At 39.9% G+C, this 19,552-nt stretch carries 18 protein-coding genes and 1 tRNA gene; 16 read left to right on the forward strand and 3 right to left on the reverse strand.

All coding sequences use genetic code 11. The features are described 5' to 3' along the window. Window positions 1-15: 15 nt before the first annotated feature. The 7 genes from N482_RS25535 to N482_RS06535 all read left to right on the forward strand — a co-directional run bounded on the left by N482_RS25535 (window position 16) and on the right by N482_RS06535 (window position 6,777). Window positions 16-240, forward strand: coding sequence for a LapA family protein (locus tag N482_RS25535; RefSeq protein WP_269202103.1), 225 nt, complete (start codon window positions 16-18; stop codon window positions 238-240). Beyond that, window positions 237-1,373, forward strand: a complete 1,137-nt coding sequence (locus tag N482_RS06515) for a lipopolysaccharide assembly protein LapB (RefSeq protein WP_063376287.1) — start codon at window positions 237-239, stop codon at window positions 1,371-1,373. Before N482_RS25535 ends, N482_RS06515 begins: the two co-directional genes overlap by 4 nt. Window positions 1,374-1,409: 36 nt before the next feature. After that, a complete protein-coding gene (gene pyrF, locus N482_RS06520) occupies window positions 1,410-2,114 on the forward strand; it encodes an orotidine-5'-phosphate decarboxylase (protein ID WP_063376288.1) in 705 nt (234 codons plus the stop codon). 160 nt (window positions 2,115-2,274) lie between these two features. Continuing rightward, entirely contained in the window at window positions 2,275-3,597 is a 1,323-nt protein-coding gene (locus tag N482_RS06525; protein ID WP_063376289.1) for a DASH family cryptochrome, read from the forward strand. A 4-nt stretch (window positions 3,598-3,601) separates the two neighbouring features. Continuing rightward, complete coding sequence (locus N482_RS06530; RefSeq protein WP_063376290.1) at window positions 3,602-5,050, forward strand: cryptochrome/deoxyribodipyrimidine photo-lyase family protein; 1,449 nt, start codon at window positions 3,602-3,604, stop codon at window positions 5,048-5,050. Window positions 5,051-5,055: 5 nt separating this feature from the next. Continuing rightward, a complete protein-coding gene (locus N482_RS24160; RefSeq protein ID WP_081227796.1) occupies window positions 5,056-5,202 on the forward strand; it encodes a DUF2256 domain-containing protein in 147 nt (48 codons plus the stop codon). Between the two features lie 3 nt (window positions 5,203-5,205). Then, on the forward strand, window positions 5,206-6,777 hold the full coding sequence (locus tag N482_RS06535) for a cryptochrome/photolyase family protein (protein ID WP_063376291.1): 1,572 nt from the start codon (window positions 5,206-5,208) through the stop codon (window positions 6,775-6,777). Here the strand turns inward: N482_RS06535 and N482_RS06540 are convergent, their stop codons facing one another. Together N482_RS06540 and N482_RS06545 are read right to left on the reverse strand one after the other, a co-directional pair. Continuing rightward, window positions 6,778-6,993 carry a hypothetical protein gene (locus N482_RS06540; RefSeq protein WP_063376292.1) on the reverse strand — a complete coding sequence of 72 codons (216 nt, stop codon included), beginning with the start codon at window positions 6,991-6,993 and terminating at the stop codon, window positions 6,778-6,780. It lies immediately after the preceding gene. A 921-nt stretch (window positions 6,994-7,914) separates the two neighbouring features. Beyond that, the gene (locus tag N482_RS06545) at window positions 7,915-10,173 is read right to left on the reverse strand and encodes a TonB-dependent siderophore receptor (RefSeq protein WP_063376293.1); all 2,259 of its coding nucleotides are present in this window, start codon (window positions 10,171-10,173) and stop codon (window positions 7,915-7,917) included. Window positions 10,174-10,718: 545 nt separating this feature from the next. On the opposite strand from N482_RS06545, the gene N482_RS06550 reads away from it, so the two are divergent. From N482_RS06550 to N482_RS06565, 4 genes are all read left to right on the forward strand, one after another. After that, window positions 10,719-11,090 carry a hypothetical protein gene (locus N482_RS06550; RefSeq protein ID WP_063376294.1) on the forward strand — a complete coding sequence of 124 codons (372 nt, stop codon included), beginning with the start codon at window positions 10,719-10,721 and terminating at the stop codon, window positions 11,088-11,090. Between the two features lie 88 nt (window positions 11,091-11,178). Beyond that, window positions 11,179-11,269 (forward strand) — tRNA-Ser (locus N482_RS06555). Between the two features lie 50 nt (window positions 11,270-11,319). Next, the gene (locus N482_RS06560) at window positions 11,320-11,688 is read left to right on the forward strand and encodes a hypothetical protein (protein WP_063376295.1); all 369 of its coding nucleotides are present in this window, start codon (window positions 11,320-11,322) and stop codon (window positions 11,686-11,688) included. A 107-nt stretch (window positions 11,689-11,795) separates the two neighbouring features. Further along, the gene (locus N482_RS06565; protein WP_063376296.1) at window positions 11,796-12,413 is read left to right on the forward strand and encodes an FKBP-type peptidyl-prolyl cis-trans isomerase; all 618 of its coding nucleotides are present in this window, start codon (window positions 11,796-11,798) and stop codon (window positions 12,411-12,413) included. A gap of 63 nt (window positions 12,414-12,476) precedes the next feature. Here the strand turns inward: N482_RS06565 and N482_RS06570 are convergent, their stop codons facing one another. Next, entirely contained in the window at window positions 12,477-14,894 is a 2,418-nt protein-coding gene (locus tag N482_RS06570) for a methyl-accepting chemotaxis protein (RefSeq protein WP_063376297.1), read from the reverse strand. Between the two features lie 197 nt (window positions 14,895-15,091). Between N482_RS06570 and N482_RS06575 the strand changes: the two genes are divergently transcribed. The 5 genes from N482_RS06575 to N482_RS06595 all read left to right on the forward strand — a co-directional run bounded on the left by N482_RS06575 (window position 15,092) and on the right by N482_RS06595 (window position 19,439). Then, on the forward strand, window positions 15,092-16,084 hold the full coding sequence (locus N482_RS06575) for a cytochrome-c peroxidase (RefSeq protein WP_063376298.1): 993 nt from the start codon (window positions 15,092-15,094) through the stop codon (window positions 16,082-16,084). Between the two features lie 9 nt (window positions 16,085-16,093). Further along, window positions 16,094-16,702, forward strand: a complete 609-nt coding sequence (locus tag N482_RS06580; protein ID WP_063376299.1) for a hypothetical protein — start codon at window positions 16,094-16,096, stop codon at window positions 16,700-16,702. A 9-nt stretch (window positions 16,703-16,711) separates the two neighbouring features. Further along, complete coding sequence (locus N482_RS06585; protein ID WP_063376300.1) at window positions 16,712-17,296, forward strand: cytochrome P460 family protein; 585 nt, start codon at window positions 16,712-16,714, stop codon at window positions 17,294-17,296. A gap of 329 nt (window positions 17,297-17,625) precedes the next feature. Beyond that, window positions 17,626-18,042 (forward strand): globin family protein, encoded by a 417-nt coding sequence (locus tag N482_RS06590; protein WP_063376301.1) that lies wholly within the window; start codon window positions 17,626-17,628, stop codon window positions 18,040-18,042. A gap of 173 nt (window positions 18,043-18,215) precedes the next feature. Then, window positions 18,216-19,439: a glycoside hydrolase family 18 protein gene (locus N482_RS06595; RefSeq protein ID WP_063376302.1), complete on the forward strand. Its 1,224-nt coding sequence runs from the start codon at window positions 18,216-18,218 to the stop codon at window positions 19,437-19,439. Window positions 19,440-19,552: the final 113 nt, after the last annotated feature.

The following is a 19,552-nucleotide window of genomic DNA, read 5'->3' on the forward strand; positions in this document are numbered from 1 at the left end:
TTAGTGTTGCTGTTGGTGGCTTTTGTTGTAGGTACACAAAATCCAAACCTTGTAGAGGTCAACTTTATTATTGCAAGTGCTGAAATGCCGTTGGCGACACTATTAAGCTTATGTCTTTTTACTGGTATTTTGGTAGGACTTTTGTTTAATTTTTTATCTTTGATAAGGCTTAAACAAAAAAATGGTCAATTACATAAGGCAAATAACTTACTACTGACTAAAAATCAAAGCCAGTCATGATAGAGCTTTTGTTCTTGTTGCTTCCTGTTGCTGCAGCTTACGGCTATGTAATGGGTAAAAATAGTGCTAAAAATTTAGCGCATGAGCAAAATAGAAAAATCACATCTGAATATAGTAAGGGCCTAAAATTCCTTCTCGATCGAGAAGAAGATCAAGGTCTTGAACATTTGATTCAGCTGCTTGAAGTTTCAGCTGACTCCGTTGAACACTATTTGACACTCGCAACTCTTTTTAGAAAAAGAGGAGAGTTGGATAGAGCAATTAAAATCCATGAATTATTAATCGAACAACCCAACCTTGATACTGAGCTGGTGAAATCGTGTCGGCTTGAATTGGCGCAAGACTATGTTATGGCTGGATTGTTAGACAGTGCTGAGTCAAACCTTGTCGTACTGATTAAAGTTGGGTTTGAAGATGCAAGAGAGCCAATCATTCAGTTGTACTCTCAAACAAGGGACTGGGAGAAAGGCATTAATATGTATGAAGCCCACTCTGACTTGTTTGTAGATAAAAATAGTTGCTCTGCTATAGCGAATTTTTATTGTGAAGCCGCGCTTGAGTCAAACGATGTTTTGTTGTTAGACAAAGCAACCAAATTAAATCATCAAGCAATTAGGCCGCTGTATGAGTTAGGGTTAGATGCTTTTAACCGACAAGATAATGTAAAGGCAATTTACTACTGGCGAAAACTACTCTCTGAATACCCTCAAATAGCACCTCTGATAATCAATGACTTACAAACCTGTTATAAATCTCTGAATATCGCATTGGAATACTATGAGTTAATTGAAGAGTTGCTACCAAATAGTGGTGTGACGATTAAAATTAAGTATTGCCAAGGGTTAATTGAGGACGGGGAAACCGCGACAGCAATAGAGTTTCTAACAGATAGCTTAAAGAGAGAGCCATCTATTAGAGGCTTTAGCTACTTACTCCAATTGTTAAGTACTAAAAACCCCAAAATACAGGACGTGCTGGGTGAAATTGATCACTTGGTAACTTCGTACATCGCGACAAAACCTGACTACCAATGCCATAAATGTGGCTTTACTAGCCATAAGCTATACTGGTTGTGCCCATCTTGTAAAACATGGGAGTCAGTCGTTCCAAATCGTGGTTTAGATGGATACTAGATTTTCTTGATTCTTTTTGAACAAAGTAAGGTAATTATGTCAAACATTGAACTAAAAAAAGTGCTAATTGCGTTGGATTATGATGACGAAAGTGCGGCATTAGAATTTGTTTCTCAACTGTCTCCGAATGAGTGTCGTCTTAAAGTTGGCAAAGAAATGTTTACCTACTTTGGACCTCAATTCGTTAAAAAACTTGTTGATCTTGGGTTTGATGTATTTCTTGACCTTAAATTCCATGATATTCCTAACACGGTAGCAAAAGCGGTAACGGCAGCAGCTGAATTAGGTGTATGGATGGTGAATGTACACGCTAGTGGCGGAACAGAAATGATGTCAAAAGCAAAAGAAGCCTTAGCTCAGTATGGTGACAAAGCGCCTCTTTTAATTGCAGTAACTGTTTTGACAAGTATGGATCAAGCACAATTGAGTAAGTTGGGTGTAGAAAAAACGCCTCAAGAGCAAGTTTTGTATTTAGCTAAACTAGCTAAAGAGGCAGGCTTAGATGGTGTTGTTTGTTCTGCACAAGAGGCTGAGTCTTTAAAAGCTGAGCTGGGTGAAGAGTTTAAGTTAATTACACCAGGCATAAGACCGGCAGGCAGTGATGCGGGAGATCAAAAGCGTATCATGACTCCAGAAAAAGCAATTGCAGCTGGGAGTGATTATTTAGTTGTTGGCCGTCCAATTACAAAGGCTGAAGATCCTGCACAGGCACTTAGAGCAATCAACACAAGCATAGCTTAAATACATACTTCTTTCTATTTATGCCATTGTATAAAGTCATACATTGGCATTTTAAAATCTGAACACTTCTCCTTAATTTTGATCTGCCGCTAATCTATATACTTATTTCCTACGTATTGAGCATTGTTAAATAGCATTATCGAATGGGTATTACTACACAATGAAAACAGCCCTCTACTGGTTCACAGAAGATCTGCGTATAAATGATAATATTACGTTAAACGCCACATTGTATGCATGTGACAAGATACTATTTGTCTTTGTTTTAGATGAAAGGCTGCTAAAACCAACTAACTACAATCACGCGCAGGTAGGAGTTAGTAAATTACAGTTTATAAAAGAGTCCCTGTTAGACTTGTCAGAACAATTGCAGCAGCTTGGTTACGAGTTACTTGTTTTACGTGGTGACACAAACGCTGTTTTAAAAAAACTTGTACACACTTTTGATGTTGACGTAGTTGGCTGCCACTATTCTAGTGGACTACAAGAGAGACAAAATCTATTAAGGTTGAAGGCGCAGCTTCCGAAATTGCGCTTTATATGCCAAAACAATAATTTACTGTTTGGCAGTAAACAGATTGAAAGCAACGCGTTAAGCGGGTCATTCTCTAAGTTTCGTAAAAAAACTGCGCATACAGTTGTGTATGAGCCAGTTGACAGTGCGCTTTCTGATACGCTTCCCATGCCATTAAATAGTAGCGTAGGTGGGTTAGTACAGTGGGACTTGAACGAAGAAGTCGGTGGAGAAAATAACACTGCTGTCTTTCGAGGTGGTGAGTCAGAAGCATATTGCTTGATAGAAAGGTATTTTAAATCAAATGCTGCTTTGCAATATAAAGAAACGCGTAACGAGCTTGATGGTTACGACAACTCCACCAAGTTCAGCCCGTATTTAGCTTCGGGCAATATTTCCCCAAGGCAAATAGTGGCTCGCTTAAAACGTTGCGAACAAATACACGGTGCCAATGACTCAACATATTGGATATTCTTTGAGTTGCTGTGGAGAGAATTTTTTCATCATAAAGCAATGATAAAGGGCAGTAAATTGTTCGAATTCTCTGGGGAAGCAGGCAAGCGCCCTCTGACAACGTATTATCCACAGCGATTTTTAGGCTGGTGCAGTGGAGACACGGTATATCCATTGGTTAATGCATTAATGCGAGAGTTAAACTCTACGGGGTTTATGTCAAACCGTGGACGACAAATTGTAGCCAGCTGCTTAGTCAATGAATTACAAGTAGATTGGCGCTATGGAGCCGCTTACTTCCAACAACAGCTCATAGATCATGACGTCGCGTCAAATTGGGGGAATTGGCAATACATTGCAGGAGTTGGTGACGATCCAAGAGGAGGTAGACACTTTAATATCGACAAGCAAACCGAAATGTATGACCCTAAAGGGGAGTTTGTTCGTAAATGGTTAACAAACAGCCCTGTTGTCAATACAGAAGTTGATATGGCCGATTGGCCTCAAGAGGTCTAACGTTGTGCCCATTAATATTGTCTGGTTGAAAAGAGATCTTAGGTTGACTGATCATCAAGCATTATTTAACGCCGCGCAACATGATGAACCTATTCTCCTTTTCTATTGCTTTGAACCTATTGCACTACACGACAAACACTCATCAATGCGACACTTTCAGTTTATTGCGCAGTCATTGCTTGATATTAAATCGAGATTGCCCGATGGCGCGCTTTACTGTGCATACGGAGATTGCGTGGAAGTGTTAGAACAAATTCAAGCATCTGTAGGCATTAATGAGGTTTTTAGTCATCAAGAGATTGGCCTTTCATACACTTTTGAGCGAGACAAACAAGTTGCAAAATGGTGCGACTCAAAAGGCGTAGTCTGGTATGAATACCCTCAAGGTGCTGTTGTAAGAGGACTTCGAGCAAGAACCAATTGGGATAAAAATTGGCAAAAAACGATGCGTGATTCAGCACTTGACGTCGATATCGAACAAGTTAATTTCTTTAACGAAAAGCATAGATTAAACAATCATGTCGATCTGGATTTTTTTATTCGCACACAGACAAATAGAGGGTTTCAAACTGGTGGAGAGGGAATTGGGCGGCAAGTTTTAGCGTCTTTTTTTGAAAGTAGGGGCAAGGAGTATGCGTATTCTTTGTCGAGTCCTGAAAAGGCTGTCGAACATTGCTCTCGGCTTTCAACCTACCTTGCTTGGGGCAATTTGAGTTTACGTCAAGTCTATCAAGAAGTACTCAAAAACTGGAAAAAGCCATATTGGCGCAAAACACTCATTGCTTTTACTTCTAGGCTTCACTGGCATTGCCATTTTATTCAAAAATTTGAAAGTGAGTGTGACATGGAGTTCAGGTGTGTGAACCGAGCCTATGAAAATATGCCCAGAGTTACAGGGGATGCAGAGCATGAGAGGCTTGAGGCATGGAAAAGCGGCAATACTGGGATCCCAATGGTAGATGCTTGTATGAGGAGCTTGATTGCAACTGGTTATCTTAATTTTCGCATGCGCGCAATGCTCGTGAGTTTCTTGTGCCATCATTTAGAGCTGGATTGGCGCACAGGTGTAGCCCATTTGGCGAGGTTATTTCTAGATTTTGAACCAGGGATACATTACAGCCAATTCCAAATGCAAGCAGGTGTGACTGGCATCAACACAATCCGAATCTATAACCCAGTAAAGCAAGGTGAAGACAAGGACCCAGATGGTCACTTCGTTAAAAAGTGGGTTCCTGAGCTATCTGATATACCTGCACCACTGGTACACAGCCCTTGGACTTTGACTGAAATGGAGCAGATGATGTATGGCATCGAACTTGGAGTAGATTATCCTTTACCAGTTGTAGACCTGAAAGAGAGCTATTCAAAAGCGCAAACATTACTTTGGCAGTGGAAAAAGCGTGTTGATGTAATCAGTGAAGCAAAGCGTGTTCTTTCAATTCATGTTAGGTAATCGCAATGCACAAAAAGCTTAATTTACCGACAAAAGTATGCGTTATTTGTCAAAGGCCGTTCTCATGGCGAAAAAAGTGGCAAAGAGATTGGGAAAACGTGAAATATTGTTCTAAGCGTTGTGCTGGGAAAAGTAAAAAAGAGGCTGATTAGAAAATGGTAGATAAGTACAAAACGCTCAGACTTATATTAGGCGACCAATTGAATGCCAGCCATTCTTGGTATACAAATAAAAATGATGACACACTCTATGTGATAGCCGAATTGCATCAAGAGACGAGTTACGTAAAACATCATGTCCAAAAAGTTTGTGCATTTTTTGCGGCTATGCAGGCGTTTAGCCACGCGTTAATAAAAGTAGGACACAAGGTTTCTTATTTGACTTTGGATGATACAAAGCATTACACGCAACTACCAGCGTTACTCAATAGCCTGATAGAGAAGCACAAAATAGAGTTATTTGAATATCAGTTACCGGATGAGTATAGACTTCGTTCTCAATTGAGCGAATTTCGAAATAAGCTCAGTATTGCCTCTAACGCTTATGAAACCGAACATTTTTATCTATCAGATAGCGAGCTAGGCAGCTATTTTAAAGCGGGTAAGAAGCATCGACTAGAAGCGTTTTATAGAAAAATGCGCACTCGGTTTAATATCCTTATGGAAGGTGAACACCCTCTAGGAGGTGAGTGGAACTTTGATAGCAAAAATCGCAATAAGTTGAGGCAAAACGATTTGTCAGAGATCCCCGAGCCGCTTGTGTTTGCGAATGATGTAAGTGACATAGGGGAAAGGCTCAAGCGACACAATGTGAGTACTTTCGGTGCATATCACGAACAGCTTTTATGGCCTATCAATAGAGTACAAGCAAGAGAGTTGATTTTGGCATTCTGTAAAACACAGTTGTCGAAGTTTGGTTTTTTTCAAGATGCGATGACTTGTAACGCCGATGACATGTACACACAAAAGCAATGGAGCTTATATCATTCTAGGCTATCTTTTGCACTAAATAGTAAGATCATCAGTCCAGCCTTTGTAGTGGATACGGTAATTAATTATTATTATGATCATACTAACGAAGTCGATATCGCACAGATTGAGGGATTTGTTCGTCAGATCATCGGCTGGCGAGAGTTTGTTCGGGGGATTTATTGGGTAAATATGCCAGAATATGCCCAGTTAAATGCAATGGGGGCAGAGCGCGAATTACCTCGTTGGTTCTGGACCGGTGAGACAAAAATGAACTGTCAAAAACACGCCATTAAGCAATCATTAGATTACGCCTATGCTCATCATATTCAAAGGCTTATGGTCACGGGTAACTTTTGCTTGATAGCAGGGATCGATCCGAGACAGGTAGATGATTGGTATTTAGGAGTGTACATTGATGCCATTGAATGGGTAGAAATGCCCAATACGCGAGGTATGAGCCAGTTTGCTGATGGCGGTATTGTAGCTTCTAAAGCGTACGCCGCTAGCGGGAATTATATCAATAAGATGAGCGACTATTGTAGTTCATGCCACTATGATATCAAGTCTGTAGATGGCCAAAATGCGTGCCCTATGAACTCTATGTATTGGCATTTTATGACAAGCCATGAAGCAGAGTTTTCTAAAAACCCTCGTAACAAGATGATCTATTCAAGTTGGAACAAAAAGCAGCCAGAGCAAAGAGAGAAAACTCTATCGAGGGCAATGGGTTATCTAAATTCGTTGTCAGATTTATGATCACTGATGCTCAAAGTAAATTCTGTAAGTACTCGACCAAATCGGAAAATCGACATGGGTCGCGTAACAAATAAAGTCTTGAGCATCTGTATTACTAACATCAAGTAAATATTGTATCCTTTCCATTTGGCTTTGCTCTAATTGGCTGTGTACAAAGTTATTTTCTAGCGATGTCACGTTTAAGTTTGGAAACTCTGGGAAGCGTTCGGTCCACATGTCACTGGCTCTTAATTTACCCTTCTCAACTTTTTGATTATTGTGATAGCAATCAATGTTGACGGTACTACAACAGATCAATCTGTTTTTCTAATAGAACTAGCATAGTAAGCTTTTTAACAGGGTTTTTATGGAAAGGCTTGTGGAGCTGCATGGACTATTTTGATTCAATGGGTTGACCACTTCATCTGGGTTATTAAATACAAATGTGACATTGCAATTATGTGTCGGAAGTGGTTCAAACACGAGGCCTGAATTACTAGGAGAGTATGTACTAAATGAGTCTAAAAATCCGTTAGTCGAATACTCCTTGGAAACACTAAGAGTAAACGCCTGTGACTCTAGTTTACTGTCACGGGTAATATTTGTCGGTGATTCAAAGTCTTCAGGGTGGGGATGAGTATAAAATTGGACAAATGGTATTGCGCCGGCTTCCCGTTTAATTCCAGATTTACTAATTAATGCAGTTTCTTGCAAAAAATTCGGGTCGTTCTTATTTTGACGCAAAATGTAAATACAAAATACCTCGTCTACGCTGAACTTTAGAAACGCTTTCGCAGCATAGTAAAGCTGTGCTTTTTTATCCTGTTCCCGTGGGTGCGATCGAGGGTTTTTATTTCGTCGAAGATTAAACGCTTTAATTGCGCATGACTTTTCGCGTGTTGTTTTAAGCACTGAACAAATAGGTGAACGAATAGTTGAGTGAAAAATAAATACTGGTAAGATCAGATAGCTTTTTACCTACTTTTAAGTTAGATAATTGTTCCAAAAGAATATTTTTGTAATACTTTATTTGCAGTTGTGGCTGGTTTAGAAAAGGAAAAATGTCGGCTTAAAATGAGTTCGGTAATGTAAAGCTGGTTTTGAAGCAAAGCGAGTCATAAAATAAACTCGCTTTGCATTTTTGATTACTTATCTAATTTAAAAGCTATATCTCGCAGAAAGTTTCCAGTTACGAGGCTCACCCCATGTGACGGACCCACTCCATGGCGCTATATCATTGTGATAGCTTTTATCAAATACATTATCAACGTTTAGTGAAACGCTTAATGTGTCTGTCACATCGTATCTTGCCATTAAATTGAATAAGGTGATAGATCCATGATCACGGCGTTCACGACCTTGAATATTAGGCCTGCCACTTTCAACCCAGTAACCATCTTTCCAATTCATACCAAAACCTACTGTCAAGCCTTCAACTAAGTCTGACGGTTGATAAGTTGTATATAGGTTGAATAGCTGTTTAGGTATATCCGAGTTTAGCTGCTCTCCGTCTTGATTTTCTGTTTTTGCGTAAGAGTAACCCGTATAAATATTAAATCCTGACGATACTTCTCCACTGAGCTCTAATTCAAGGCCACGCGTGGTACCTGTGTCAACTACAATTGTTGGGTTTATTTGGGTGCCTTTAAATTTGAAGCGACGGTCAAAAGCTGGATCATCTATTGCCTCGTTCATCTTGTTTGATTCGAATATTGCAAAAGAGAAGTTGAGTAAGCCTATTTCAGCTTTCAGTCCGGCCTCGAGGCTGTCGCCGATAATCGGACCGTGAAGCTTCATGTTTTTGTCATATTCTAACTGGGGTTCAAATGCATCAGAGTAACTTGCATACACACTGTATTCATCATTAACATCATAAATAATGCCGGCATAAGGCGTGGTTTCTATCTCTACTTGCTTTACAGTATGGGCGCTTACATCTATGCCATTTTTATCTTTGTTCTGGCCGTATTCTTTATACTCCCAGTCGGTTCTTCTTGCACCGAAGATTGTTTTTAGGTTGTCTGTAAGAGATATGCGAGTCGCAAAGTAAACGCCGCTACTTACATGTGTTTCGAGCCTGTTCGGGTGAGTATCACTGAATGGGTAATGAGGAACGTCACCAGTCCATGTGAAATAATTTATTTTATTGAGTTCACCAATTTGGACTTCTTCTTGCCTATGCTCGTTACCAATATACGTTCTTTCGCGGTCGAAGCTATTGTAGCCAACAATGAGGTCATGCTCTTGCCCTAGGAACTCAAAGCTACCTTGTAAGTTGATGTCAAAAGTTCTTTGAACATCTTTAGAGCTACTAATAACGGCGCTAAATCCAAAGCCATCATCGGTAAATCCATCTTGATTATAATAACCATTCTCATATAGGAAAAAGAGCTTGCCACCTTCCATATCTATGGTGTTATATGTAGCGATTGAGTTTAATTGCCACCCATTATCAAAACCATGACTGAGCGATGCGAAATACGTATTTTCTTCCAGTGGCCAAGCACTATTTTTAGCAGTTAAACCGGTGTCACTTCTTTTGGGGTTGAATAAACTGCCGTCAGCATAGTAATAGGGCGCTGCGTGGGAGTTAATAACGCCACGAGACGCAGTATCGGCATACTCATAACCAACACGTACAAGTGTAGTGTCTGTTAAGTCACCTTCAGCCGTAGCATAAATAGAGGTTTTTTCTTGGCCATACCTATCGACAAATGAATCTCTATCGTAATGTGCTGCTGCCAATCTACCTCGGACGCTACCATCACTACTTAACGGTGTGGAGATATCTAACTCAACTCGCTCATTGTTCCAACGACCCGTCATTACACCAATATGGCCTTTTAGTTCCTTACTAACCGCGCGCTTTCGCACTAAATTGATAGTGGCTGTAGGAGAGCCTATACCAGTCATTAGACCATTGGCACCACGCAAAATCTCAACACGTTCGTAGGCAATAGAGTCGCCGTTAATGTCGGCTCGACGCCCACCAGGGAACTGCTGAACTCCGTCTATTTGAATAAGGTTGACGTTGTCACCACGAACAATAAACTGCGTACGGTCTTGGCTACGGCCACTATTGGCATATACACCAGTCGTGTGCTGTAACACATCTTTAATATTGATTGATTTCCAATCTTCTAATTGTTGCTGAGTAATAACGGATACCGATTGCGGCGTTTCTTTTAATGACAAGATCATCTTAGTTGCAGATTTAGTTGCTGCGTCTGAATAATTACCGACTGTTGAAGCCGTCACATAGATACGCTCGATTTCATTTGCGGACTGAGCCTCGTCAGAGGTAATTTCAGCAAAAGTATGTGTACTAGCCATCACCGTTGATAGTGCGATGGCAATTGGCCCAAGGCGAAGAGTGGGGCGTTTTTGAAGAGAAGTTCGTAGTTTTGAATTGTCCATAAAACCCTATTCCAGAAGAACAAAAAAAGCTGCAATAAACAGCGCAATCGATGTCAGTTATTCAAAAGATTAAAGTTAGAGTAATTGTACCAACTTTGGGTCATAACTGATAATGGTTTGCATTATCGTTATAGTTTGTGCGAAGTCAAGACATATTGAGAAGAGAAAAAGTAATAATTGGCATATATTAAGTTTTTAATAATTATAGACTTTTTTATATAAACTTTCTGTTTCTAGCTGCGTCTAATATTAAGGCCCATAGCAAACCGTAATTTGAGTGCCTAATAATATGCGCTTGGTACTTAGGTCAAACTGTAAGTTCACTTTGACTTAAAGTTACTAAAATTATGTCGAGCTAAAAGGGTGGAGGCGTCTATTTTATTTCTGTTGAATGCTTAACTTCTTGAAGGGCAGTCACAAGTATTTGCGAGTTACAACTTTTTTTTAGTCAATGGTTGTTTTTTGAACTCTCTTTGTTAGTCTTGTAGTGCTACTTTATATAGTACCTAATTTATTACCTAACTATAATTATAAGAAGATAAGCTATGGGAGATCTCTTTCTAAAGCAGCGTGAAAATTGGTGGGTTTGGATCGTATGGGGAGTTATTGGGTTATTATCAAGCAAGCTGTTGTTATCAATGTTAGATAATACGTGGTGGTCTTTGTTGGCGCCGATCACTATTTTGATAATTCTGACTGCTTGGATGAACTTTAACCGTCGATTTGATTTCATCAGAGCGCTGAAGATATTGATGCTGGTAGGGACCATATCTTTGATTCCGCTTTTTGAACAGCGATGGAGCAGCTGGGATCAGATGATACATATCGCTGTAGAGTCTGGTACTTTACTCATATCTTTACTGACAGTTAGCATAGTGTGTGCTTTGCTGGCCAAAAGGCCAAAGCAGTATTATTGAGTATATATGTGGTGCAATAACAATTGCGAAATAGTCAAAAAATTACTTTACATAATTATTATTAGCAATTATTATGCGCGCCAAGAACGGAGAGATGGCTGAGTGGTTGAAAGCACCGGTCTTGAAAACCGGCATACGTTAATAGCGTATCTAGGGTTCAAATCCCTATCTCTCCGCCACCTCATTCCCAAAACCGCCTAACGGCGGTTTTTTTCGTTAGGAGAGTTCAATGGCCCAAAATGTTGCTAAACATTGTTCACTATGGATTGTCTTTAGTTTTTTCTATTTGAGCGGATTGCAAATGGCTGTAATTATGTCAATTGACGGTCAAATGGAGCCTACATTATGGCAAACCCTTTTATACACATTTTTGTATAATGCGCTAATTGGGCATTTGATAACAAAGTACGAAAAGTTATGGCCATTCCTCGCTTCAATTGTAATTTCTGTATTTGGCATCATGGGCTTCGGTGTATTCTTTGGCGACAAACTCGCAGGATATAGCAATGAACTGCTAATTGGCCTTGTGCTTTCCCTACCATTTGCAACATTCCTAGTAAATGAGCTTAAGTCTCGACATCAAGAGAAGCAATCTTAATTTCTTTTTAACTTATAGGGTATCGTTTTGAACCGCGCCCTATAAGTTATGTTTTCTCTGTGCTAAACTGCGCGTCCTTTTAAGCTGATAAATAAAGTGAATTTGATATGTCAGATTTATTCAATACGGACGCAGGTAAAGCGAGCTACGGTATCGGTCTACAAATGGGTGAGCAATTAAAAGCTAACCCATTTGAAGGTCTTGATTTAAACGCAGTGTTTGAAGGCATGAAAGATGCTTACACTGGCGGTGAATTCCGCGTTGAGATCCCTGAGATCCAAGCTGCTTTCGAGAAAATTAACAGCGAGATCCAAGCGCGTCGTGAAGAAGAAGCTAAAGTACTAGCAGCAGAAGGTACAGCTTTCTTAGAAGAAAACGCAAAGCGTGCTGAAGTAACTGTAACTGAGTCAGGTTTACAGTATGAAGTAATTTCTACTGGTGAAGGTGATAAGCCAGCAGCTGAATCTACAGTTCGTGTACACTACCACGGTACACTAATCAACGGTACAGTATTTGACAGCTCTTATGACCGCGGTCAGCCAGCTGAGTTCCCAGTAAATGGTGTGATCAAAGGTTGGACTGAAGCACTACAGCTTATGACTGCTGGTTCAAAATTGCGTTTATACATCCCACACGATCTTGCATATGGCGAGCGTGGTGCAGGTGCTTCAATTGCGCCTTACTCAACTCTAATCTTTGATGTTGAGCTACTTGAAATCCTATAATTAAAAACTTGTTTTTGATTAATAGTAATACCCAGTACAAGCTGGGTATTTTTTTAGAAAATTCTACTGATCAAAAAATTCATAGAGCTCAGACAGTGTATCCTCCTGATCAGGGCCTGTCGCAGAAAACTCTATACCGTAGTATGTGTACTCGGTATTTTTATCATCTTTGCGAACGACCCGAGCTGTAATTTTCATCGGCGATTGATCCATGTATTCTTTGTAGTTATTTTTGGGTAAATACAACACTAGCATAACTGCGGAATCAATATCCAAATCCTGATTAAGCTGCTTACTCAGCTGTATCCCACAGCCAACACAGCTGAGCTCCCTAGTAATAGTTGAGTAGTCGTTATCGTCCTGAGATATTGTAATTTTGACCTTGGCTTCGAGTCTAACAGAGCGTCTTTTTTCCTGTTTTTTCTGAACTAAATCATCATCCTCATCAAAATGGAACCCATCCATTAAACTATTTACAAGTTCTGAGGTTTGGTATAAATCGCCACCAATCATGGATACCATTTGCGCCTTTTCCGCATTTTGCTGTAGAGATGAAAATAAATGCTGCAGTTTGATTTGCATCTCAAGCATTTGATTGCTTTGCTCGTCAGAGCGATGAGCTATTTGGTCATTGGCATCAATAATGCCTTCGATGGTTGTCGTCATTGCTCTTAGCGCTTGGCCACTTTCATCAGAACGGGTTTTACTCACATCTACCTGATGAATAATATCGGTCATCAACCTAATGACATCGCCTACTTTATTGGTAAGTTGCGAGATGACGTTTCTAATTTCATCTGTAGAATTGGCCGTTCGCTGTGCAAGACTTCGCACCTCGTCTGCAACAACAGCAAAGCCACGTCCTTGCTCCCCAGCCCGAGCGGCTTCAATGGCTGCATTGAGAGCGATAAGTGCCGTTTGGTCTGCCACGGTTGATATAGCATCTGTGACGGATTCGATTTCTTCACTAGCCGTTTTCAGCTCTTCAACACCTTCAGAAGCTAGCGTAACAACATCGACCGTTTTATTCATTTCATCTAAATTGCTATTTACCGCCTGAATGCCGGTATCAGCTTGTGCTTTTGCTTGTTCTAGTACCACTTGGCTTTGCTCAATGGCTTGCCCTGACTCTATTAACAAGTCCATAAATGATTCAATTACCCGCATGACCTCGGAATAACTGGAGTTTTCGTTCTTGGCAACAGTAGAGATTTCGGTTGCAATAGCGGCGACTTGATGCGCAGAATGACCAACCTGTCTTGATTGCCTCCGAACGGTAGAAATAGTAGATGACAGCGAAAGGGTCATATGATTAAAGCTCTCGGACAATTGATTGAGTTCGTCGTTTGAGCGAATGACAAAGTAGTCAGTCTGGGTCTGAAAATCTCCAACAGAAATATTCTTGGCGCGTGCAAGTAAAGACTGAACACGATTTTTCAATTTGTTACTAAATATGACGCTAATTGTACCGGCAATGATAATGGTTAGGGTTGAGCTAATTGCAAGTACAATGAACATATTTGAAAGCGCGTTTTGTGTATCATCAATCCCTTGTTTCGTAACGTCTGTAACGTGCTGATTCATGGCCTGTAATTCATTAAAAATCGTTGCAGTTAACGGTTTGATGACTTTTCTGAGGTGGTTATTGGCAAAGTTGGACTCTTCGCTGGCTTGTTTTTCAAAAGCTAGAATAGTGATCGGTGCGAGCTTTTCTCTTTCTTCACTATAGTCATTCCAATACGCTAATTGCTCATCGGTAAATAAGTCTTCATACTCGTCTAAGATCGAAACAAACGCATCGCTGTTTTGAAACCAAGCTTGGTCAAACCCATCGATATTTTTTTGCTCCCGAGTCAGTAAAAAAGCTCTCAATTCTGAAATCGCAGTCGCAAAATTTATTTCGGAGTCAACTAATAGCTTGAATAACTCAAATCGATCTTCATCTACGTCTTCCTCTCTCTCTATCTCAATCATTTGTGCTAAGAGCGCGACCATAGATTCAGCCAAAGGGATAGCTTCAGTAACAAGCAACTTTACTGCAGGTTCATTATCGAGTGTGTTGGCGATATCAGAGGTTACTCTTTGCTCATGCTTTAACTCTTGAAGGTGCTCTTTTATTCTATTGAGTCTTACTTCATCAAACCCAGTTTCCCTAGCAAACTGTGCAAGCGTTTCAAAGCCATTTTCGATATCTTTCCATGCAGCATTTCTTTCAACGATAGCATTCTTTTTTGCGGTCTCGTTACTGCCCGTTATGATTTGCTCCTCTAGTGCAATCAGAGAGTCCAAGATATTCATTTTCAGATCTGAATTAACGTTAACTAATGGAATAGACACGGAGGAAACTTGGGTGAAATTTTGGGCTAGGGTACCTGTACTTAAATAAACGAAAAAGTTACTGAATATCCCCAATGATGTTATTACACCAAAAGCCAAGAGCATTTGCGCAGCGATGCCTGGAACAAATCTAGAAATCATCATATTGTTATGCGTGTCTCAGAGTTGGTAATTAGCTATCTTAATTAAAGTTAAGTTTGTGCGTTTACCTATTTTGCGAAACTTTTATTAAAGTGGGCTAATTTTTTGATTTATTAACAAATATAGTCAATCCTTCGATAAGGTCAAAGTTTAACTATTAAAATTAACATGTGTAAACGAACTATTTCGGGGGACGAGTAATGGATTGTAAGAAGTTGATTATAGCCGCTTTACCTTTGCTATTTTGTACTCAGATACAAGCCAAAGACATGCCTATGTTTGGCAACCTAGCTACACCTGATGTCGACGACATCGAGTACATAGATGAGGAAGAGCCGTCGGAAAGAGAAGTTAAATTAGGCAAAATGCTATTTTTTGATAATAGATTGTCAAAACACCAAAACCAATCATGTGCAACTTGTCATAACCCAGAATTAGGTTTCAGTGATGGAGTAGCAAAAGGAATAGGAAGTGGTGGTGATATTCTTGGACGTAACGCTCCACACCTATATAACTTAGCATGGTCTGGTATCTTCTTCTGGGATGGTAGAGCTGGGTCATTGCAGGAACAAGCTTTAGGGCCGCTGGTGTCTGATGTTGAAATGCAAATGACGCCAAAGGATGTCTTACAACGGCTTGAAAAAGTCCCGTTTTATAAAAAAGAATTCAAAGCGCTATATGGTGATATGACGTTTGAGAATGTCGGCAAAGCGATAGCAGCATTTGAAATGACAATTGTTAGTGATGACTCGGCGTTCGATAAATATCTCGCGGGTCAAAAAGAAGCAATGTCTATGTCTGCGGTGAGAGGATTGCAATTGTTTGTCGGTAAAGCTCGCTGTGTGAAATGCCATGATGGAGCAAACTTTACTGACGACAGCTTTCACAATATAGGCATTCAAAGTGGTGACGAAGGGCGCTATACCATCGACAAAAATAAAGAGTTAAAGGGCGCTTTTAAAACCCCCGGTCTAAGAAACATCATCATGAGCGCACCATACATGCACGATGGATCCTTAGCGAGTTTAGAAGAGGTGGTAGAGCATTACGATAATGGCGCGATCAATGTAAAAAATGTCAGCCCACTGATTGTTCCACTAAATCTAAACCCGCAAGAAAAAGCAGATTTGATAGCGTTTATGGCAGCGTTGACTGATCCCGTTGTAATTGAAAGACCAATTTTACCGAATTGAGGAGTAGACATGAAAAAGTACGCATTGTTAATGGTGGGGGTTAGTTCAGTATTCTGTGTTGAAGCAGCGACGTTAACTGGTGAGCTAGAGTTTGTAAAAAGACCATCATTTGTAGGGGTTGTATATGCAAAAGGGGGCGTTGGACCTCAAAAGGCTGAATTGGACCAATCAAATAAGGTGTTTGATAAAAAAGCCGTAGTCATTGGACCCAAAGGCGACATCACTTTTAAAAACTCTGATGAGTTCCAGCATAACATTTTTGCTAATGATCCTAATTCAGGGGTTAAATTTGATGTTGGCTTAATGAGCCAAGGGCAAACAACAAAAGTTTCGGCAGACTGGTCGGAAAATACACTTACACGTATAGGCTGTAAGATACATCCCAAAATGCGCAGTTACATCGCGAATGTTAACTCAGATGCTTATCAGGTGTTGTCATTTAGTAAAAAGCAGAAAGTATATCCAATTAAATTGGATGTGGGTTCTCATACCGAGTTTGTGCTGCAAATACCTAAATATGACGCTGTAGAACTAAAGTTGTCGAAGGGGCAAGATACAAGTGTCGATGTTATGTATAAAGGCAAAAAGCGTGCGACTTTGAAACTGGCTCTTAATTAAGGTTTTTCTATGAAACGTATAATAGCATTACTTTGTATGAGTGCGCTTTTTACTGTAGGTACGGCGGGCGCTGATCCTTTTAAAGTATACCCCTTTAAGATCCCAGAAAAATACCAAGAAGCACTTAAAGACTATCGAACTAGTTGGCACCGAGTAACGGGCTTTGAGCATTCAGGACTTCATTGGCAGCAGTTTATAGTCGTTTTTTTAAACAAGGACGTAAGAGCATATGAAAACAACTATTTGGAGTACCTTAGATATTACCAAGACTATGATGAAGAAGAAGAGGAAGAAGAATTAGCAGAACCGAAATTTAGAATATATAAACCGGGTACAATCGTACTTAAAGAGAACTTTTCTTCTCAGTCAGGTGCACCGCATGATGCCTTAACAATTACTATGATGTTAAAAAGGGAAAAGGGCTATTCTGAAGGGTATGGAGATTGGGAGTATGTCCAGTTTGATAAGTTGGGTAATATAATATTGGCAGGAAAGGGAAGTGAGCCTGCTATTAAGCACACATGCTCAAATTGCCATGCGAGCATTGCTGAAAGAGATTTTATATTCGCTAACTTTTATTCTAAGAAAAAATAAAGCTTGATTGCTGGGTAGTGTGGTTAAATCGATTACCCAGCGATGATAGTGAATAAGTTATTTACATAACTCAATCAATGATTATCGATTATTTATTCTTTTGGCAACTAAAAGGTAGTAAATGGATTACCTTTTAATTTTAGACTAGATGCTAAATTGAGCACAATAATGCCATAATGGGAACTTGAGCCCGATTAAATTTTTTCACTTTAAATAGTCCACTAATCTGAGCTTAATTGGTTCAATTTTTTAAATTAAGCAATTATTAGCCATGCTGTAATTTTAAGTCTAGAGTATGTTGTATGACCTTATAAAGGTGGGACTAGTGCATGAGTTTATCAGCTAGACAAAAGCAATTGGTACAGGAGAGTTTTGCAAAGGTTGAACCTATTGCAGAACAAGCCGCAGAGATATTTTATAACACGCTTTTTCATTACGACCCGTCACTTAAAGTGCTGTTTAAGAATAGCATAAAAAGCCAAGGGCAAAAATTAATGGCCACATTAAAGGTGGCGGTGAAGTCGCTCGATGACCTAGACAGCCTGGTTCCAGTGTTACATAAGTTGGCTGAAAGGCACATAAATTATGGTGTCAAAGCTTCTCATTTTACACCTGTTGGTAATGCATTACTCTACACCTTAAAAAAGGGGTTGGGAGAAGATTGGAACCCAGAGCTAAGGCAAGCTTGGATAGAAGTGATACGTTTAGTCGCAACAGTAATGAAGAGTCACGCGTTCAAAAGCTAAATGCTATTTGACAGTCGTTACCTTAATTAACTCTCTTTATATTTTGTTGCTTTTATTGGTATTAATTGCTGCCTTTCTTTGTCTTTATGCCTTTACAAAAATTCAATATAAGAACTTACTTATTCATGTTATTTAAAAAGGGAATTTAATTTCTATACAACATGGAGAAGGTTATGTTTAAAAAAAGTTATTTAGCGGCAATGGCTGCATTTACTTTGGGCTCAGTAGGTTTAAATGTGCTTGCTGCGGAATCCTGCCCTAGGGTAGAAGGTTTTTATTCAACTTGGGATTACCCTGCTGGCGGTGAGCTGGACGTCAAAGACCTTGCAACAGATCAGTTAACACATATCATTGTCGCTTTCGCATACCCTCGCGCAGATGGTTCATTGGATACTACAGAAGCAGATCGATTCATAGATGATATTGTAGAACATGCACATGCGAACAACACCGGTGTAATGATTTCTGTTGGTGGGGCGGGTGTTGATTTTTTATCTATGGACGCTGCTGCAAGAAGTAAACTTGTCGACAATTTAGTTGCTTATGCTGAGTTACATAATTTGGATGGTATTGATGTAGACTGGGAGGACTGGAGCACATATAACCAACCTAACCCAGTTGAAAGTGGTTATTTATTAAATTTAGTAAAAGAGCTTAGAGAAAAATTACCACAAAACCTAGAGGTCTCTGTAGATGTTCAAGCTGGTGGCTGGTCAGGCATCAATTTCCATAAAGATCTAGATGACCATGCCGATATTATTCGCTTTATGGCATATGACTACACAGGTGGGTGGGGTGGTTCGCCCAAAAATCACCATGCAGCTTGGGAGTATATTCATGGTGGTTTGGTAAACCCACACGAATGGAGCCAAAGCATGATCACCAAGTACGACGTTTCTAAAACCAGTTTAGGCATACCTTTTTACAATAAATCATTTCCTTTGGCGAATGGGCCAGTTCAGACGCTTACAGCTCGAGAAATTGTTGAAACCCTGGTCCAAGGGGAAGGTGTTGATTACAATCAAGGCACGTATGAACTGGGTAATTATGTTCATTTCTGGGAGACACCTGAACTCTTAAAAACTAAAACAGATTTCGTTTCTGAGAATAGTTACCCAGGTATTTTTATTTGGGAATTACACCAAGATTCACGTGATGATGGCTATAAGTTGTTAGATATAATTGCGAATGAATTACCAAAGTGCCAACCATGTGCAGCGCAGTGGCAGCCACACCCTAGCGTTTATAGCACAGGTGATGTAGTGAGCTTTGAAGGTAAAAACTGGCGTATAAATGGTGGACCTTTGCATGGCGTAGCCCCGCAAACGCTGGGACATGCTCACAGATATACAGAGCTAGGCTCATGCCAAAATTATGTTGCGAGTCACAGTCTATAATCGCAAATATTTATGACAAAGTGAGATCTAACCGCAATAAAAGAGCCCCTTGAATAAGGCAATGCTGATCTATTAAGAAAATGATCAGTTGGCCGATCCAAAAGGTCATGAAA

The organism is Pseudoalteromonas luteoviolacea NCIMB 1942 (assembly GCF_001625595.1).
GTDB classification, from domain to species: Bacteria; Pseudomonadota; Gammaproteobacteria; order Enterobacterales; family Alteromonadaceae; genus Pseudoalteromonas; species Pseudoalteromonas luteoviolacea_A.

Excerpts from the sequence above, each read along its gene's own strand:
- N482_RS06515 (WP_063376287.1), top strand. The coding sequence starts at position 237 with ATGATAGAGCTTTTGTTCTTGTTGCTTCCTGTTGCTGCAGCTTACGGC.
- pyrF (WP_063376288.1), top strand. The coding sequence starts at position 1,410 with ATGTCAAACATTGAACTAAAAAAAGTGCTAATTGCGTTGGATTATGAT.
- N482_RS06525 (WP_063376289.1), top strand. The coding sequence starts at position 2,275 with ATGAAAACAGCCCTCTACTGGTTCACAGAAGATCTGCGTATAAATGAT.
- N482_RS24160 (WP_081227796.1), top strand. The coding sequence starts at position 5,056 with ATGCACAAAAAGCTTAATTTACCGACAAAAGTATGCGTTATTTGTCAA.
- N482_RS06535 (WP_063376291.1), top strand. The coding sequence starts at position 5,206 with ATGGTAGATAAGTACAAAACGCTCAGACTTATATTAGGCGACCAATTG.
- N482_RS06540 (WP_063376292.1), bottom strand. The coding sequence starts at position 6,993 with ATGTGGACCGAACGCTTCCCAGAGTTTCCAAACTTAAACGTGACATCG.
- N482_RS06545 (WP_063376293.1), bottom strand. The coding sequence starts at position 10,173 with ATGGACAATTCAAAACTACGAACTTCTCTTCAAAAACGCCCCACTCTT.
- N482_RS06550 (WP_063376294.1), top strand. The coding sequence starts at position 10,719 with ATGGGAGATCTCTTTCTAAAGCAGCGTGAAAATTGGTGGGTTTGGATC.
- N482_RS06560 (WP_063376295.1), top strand. The coding sequence starts at position 11,320 with ATGGCCCAAAATGTTGCTAAACATTGTTCACTATGGATTGTCTTTAGT.
- N482_RS06565 (WP_063376296.1), top strand. The coding sequence starts at position 11,796 with ATGTCAGATTTATTCAATACGGACGCAGGTAAAGCGAGCTACGGTATC.
- N482_RS06570 (WP_063376297.1), bottom strand. The coding sequence starts at position 14,894 with ATGATGATTTCTAGATTTGTTCCAGGCATCGCTGCGCAAATGCTCTTG.
- N482_RS06575 (WP_063376298.1), top strand. The coding sequence starts at position 15,092 with ATGGATTGTAAGAAGTTGATTATAGCCGCTTTACCTTTGCTATTTTGT.
- N482_RS06580 (WP_063376299.1), top strand. The coding sequence starts at position 16,094 with ATGAAAAAGTACGCATTGTTAATGGTGGGGGTTAGTTCAGTATTCTGT.
- N482_RS06585 (WP_063376300.1), top strand. The coding sequence starts at position 16,712 with ATGAAACGTATAATAGCATTACTTTGTATGAGTGCGCTTTTTACTGTA.
- N482_RS06590 (WP_063376301.1), top strand. The coding sequence starts at position 17,626 with ATGAGTTTATCAGCTAGACAAAAGCAATTGGTACAGGAGAGTTTTGCA.
- N482_RS06595 (WP_063376302.1), top strand. The coding sequence starts at position 18,216 with ATGTTTAAAAAAAGTTATTTAGCGGCAATGGCTGCATTTACTTTGGGC.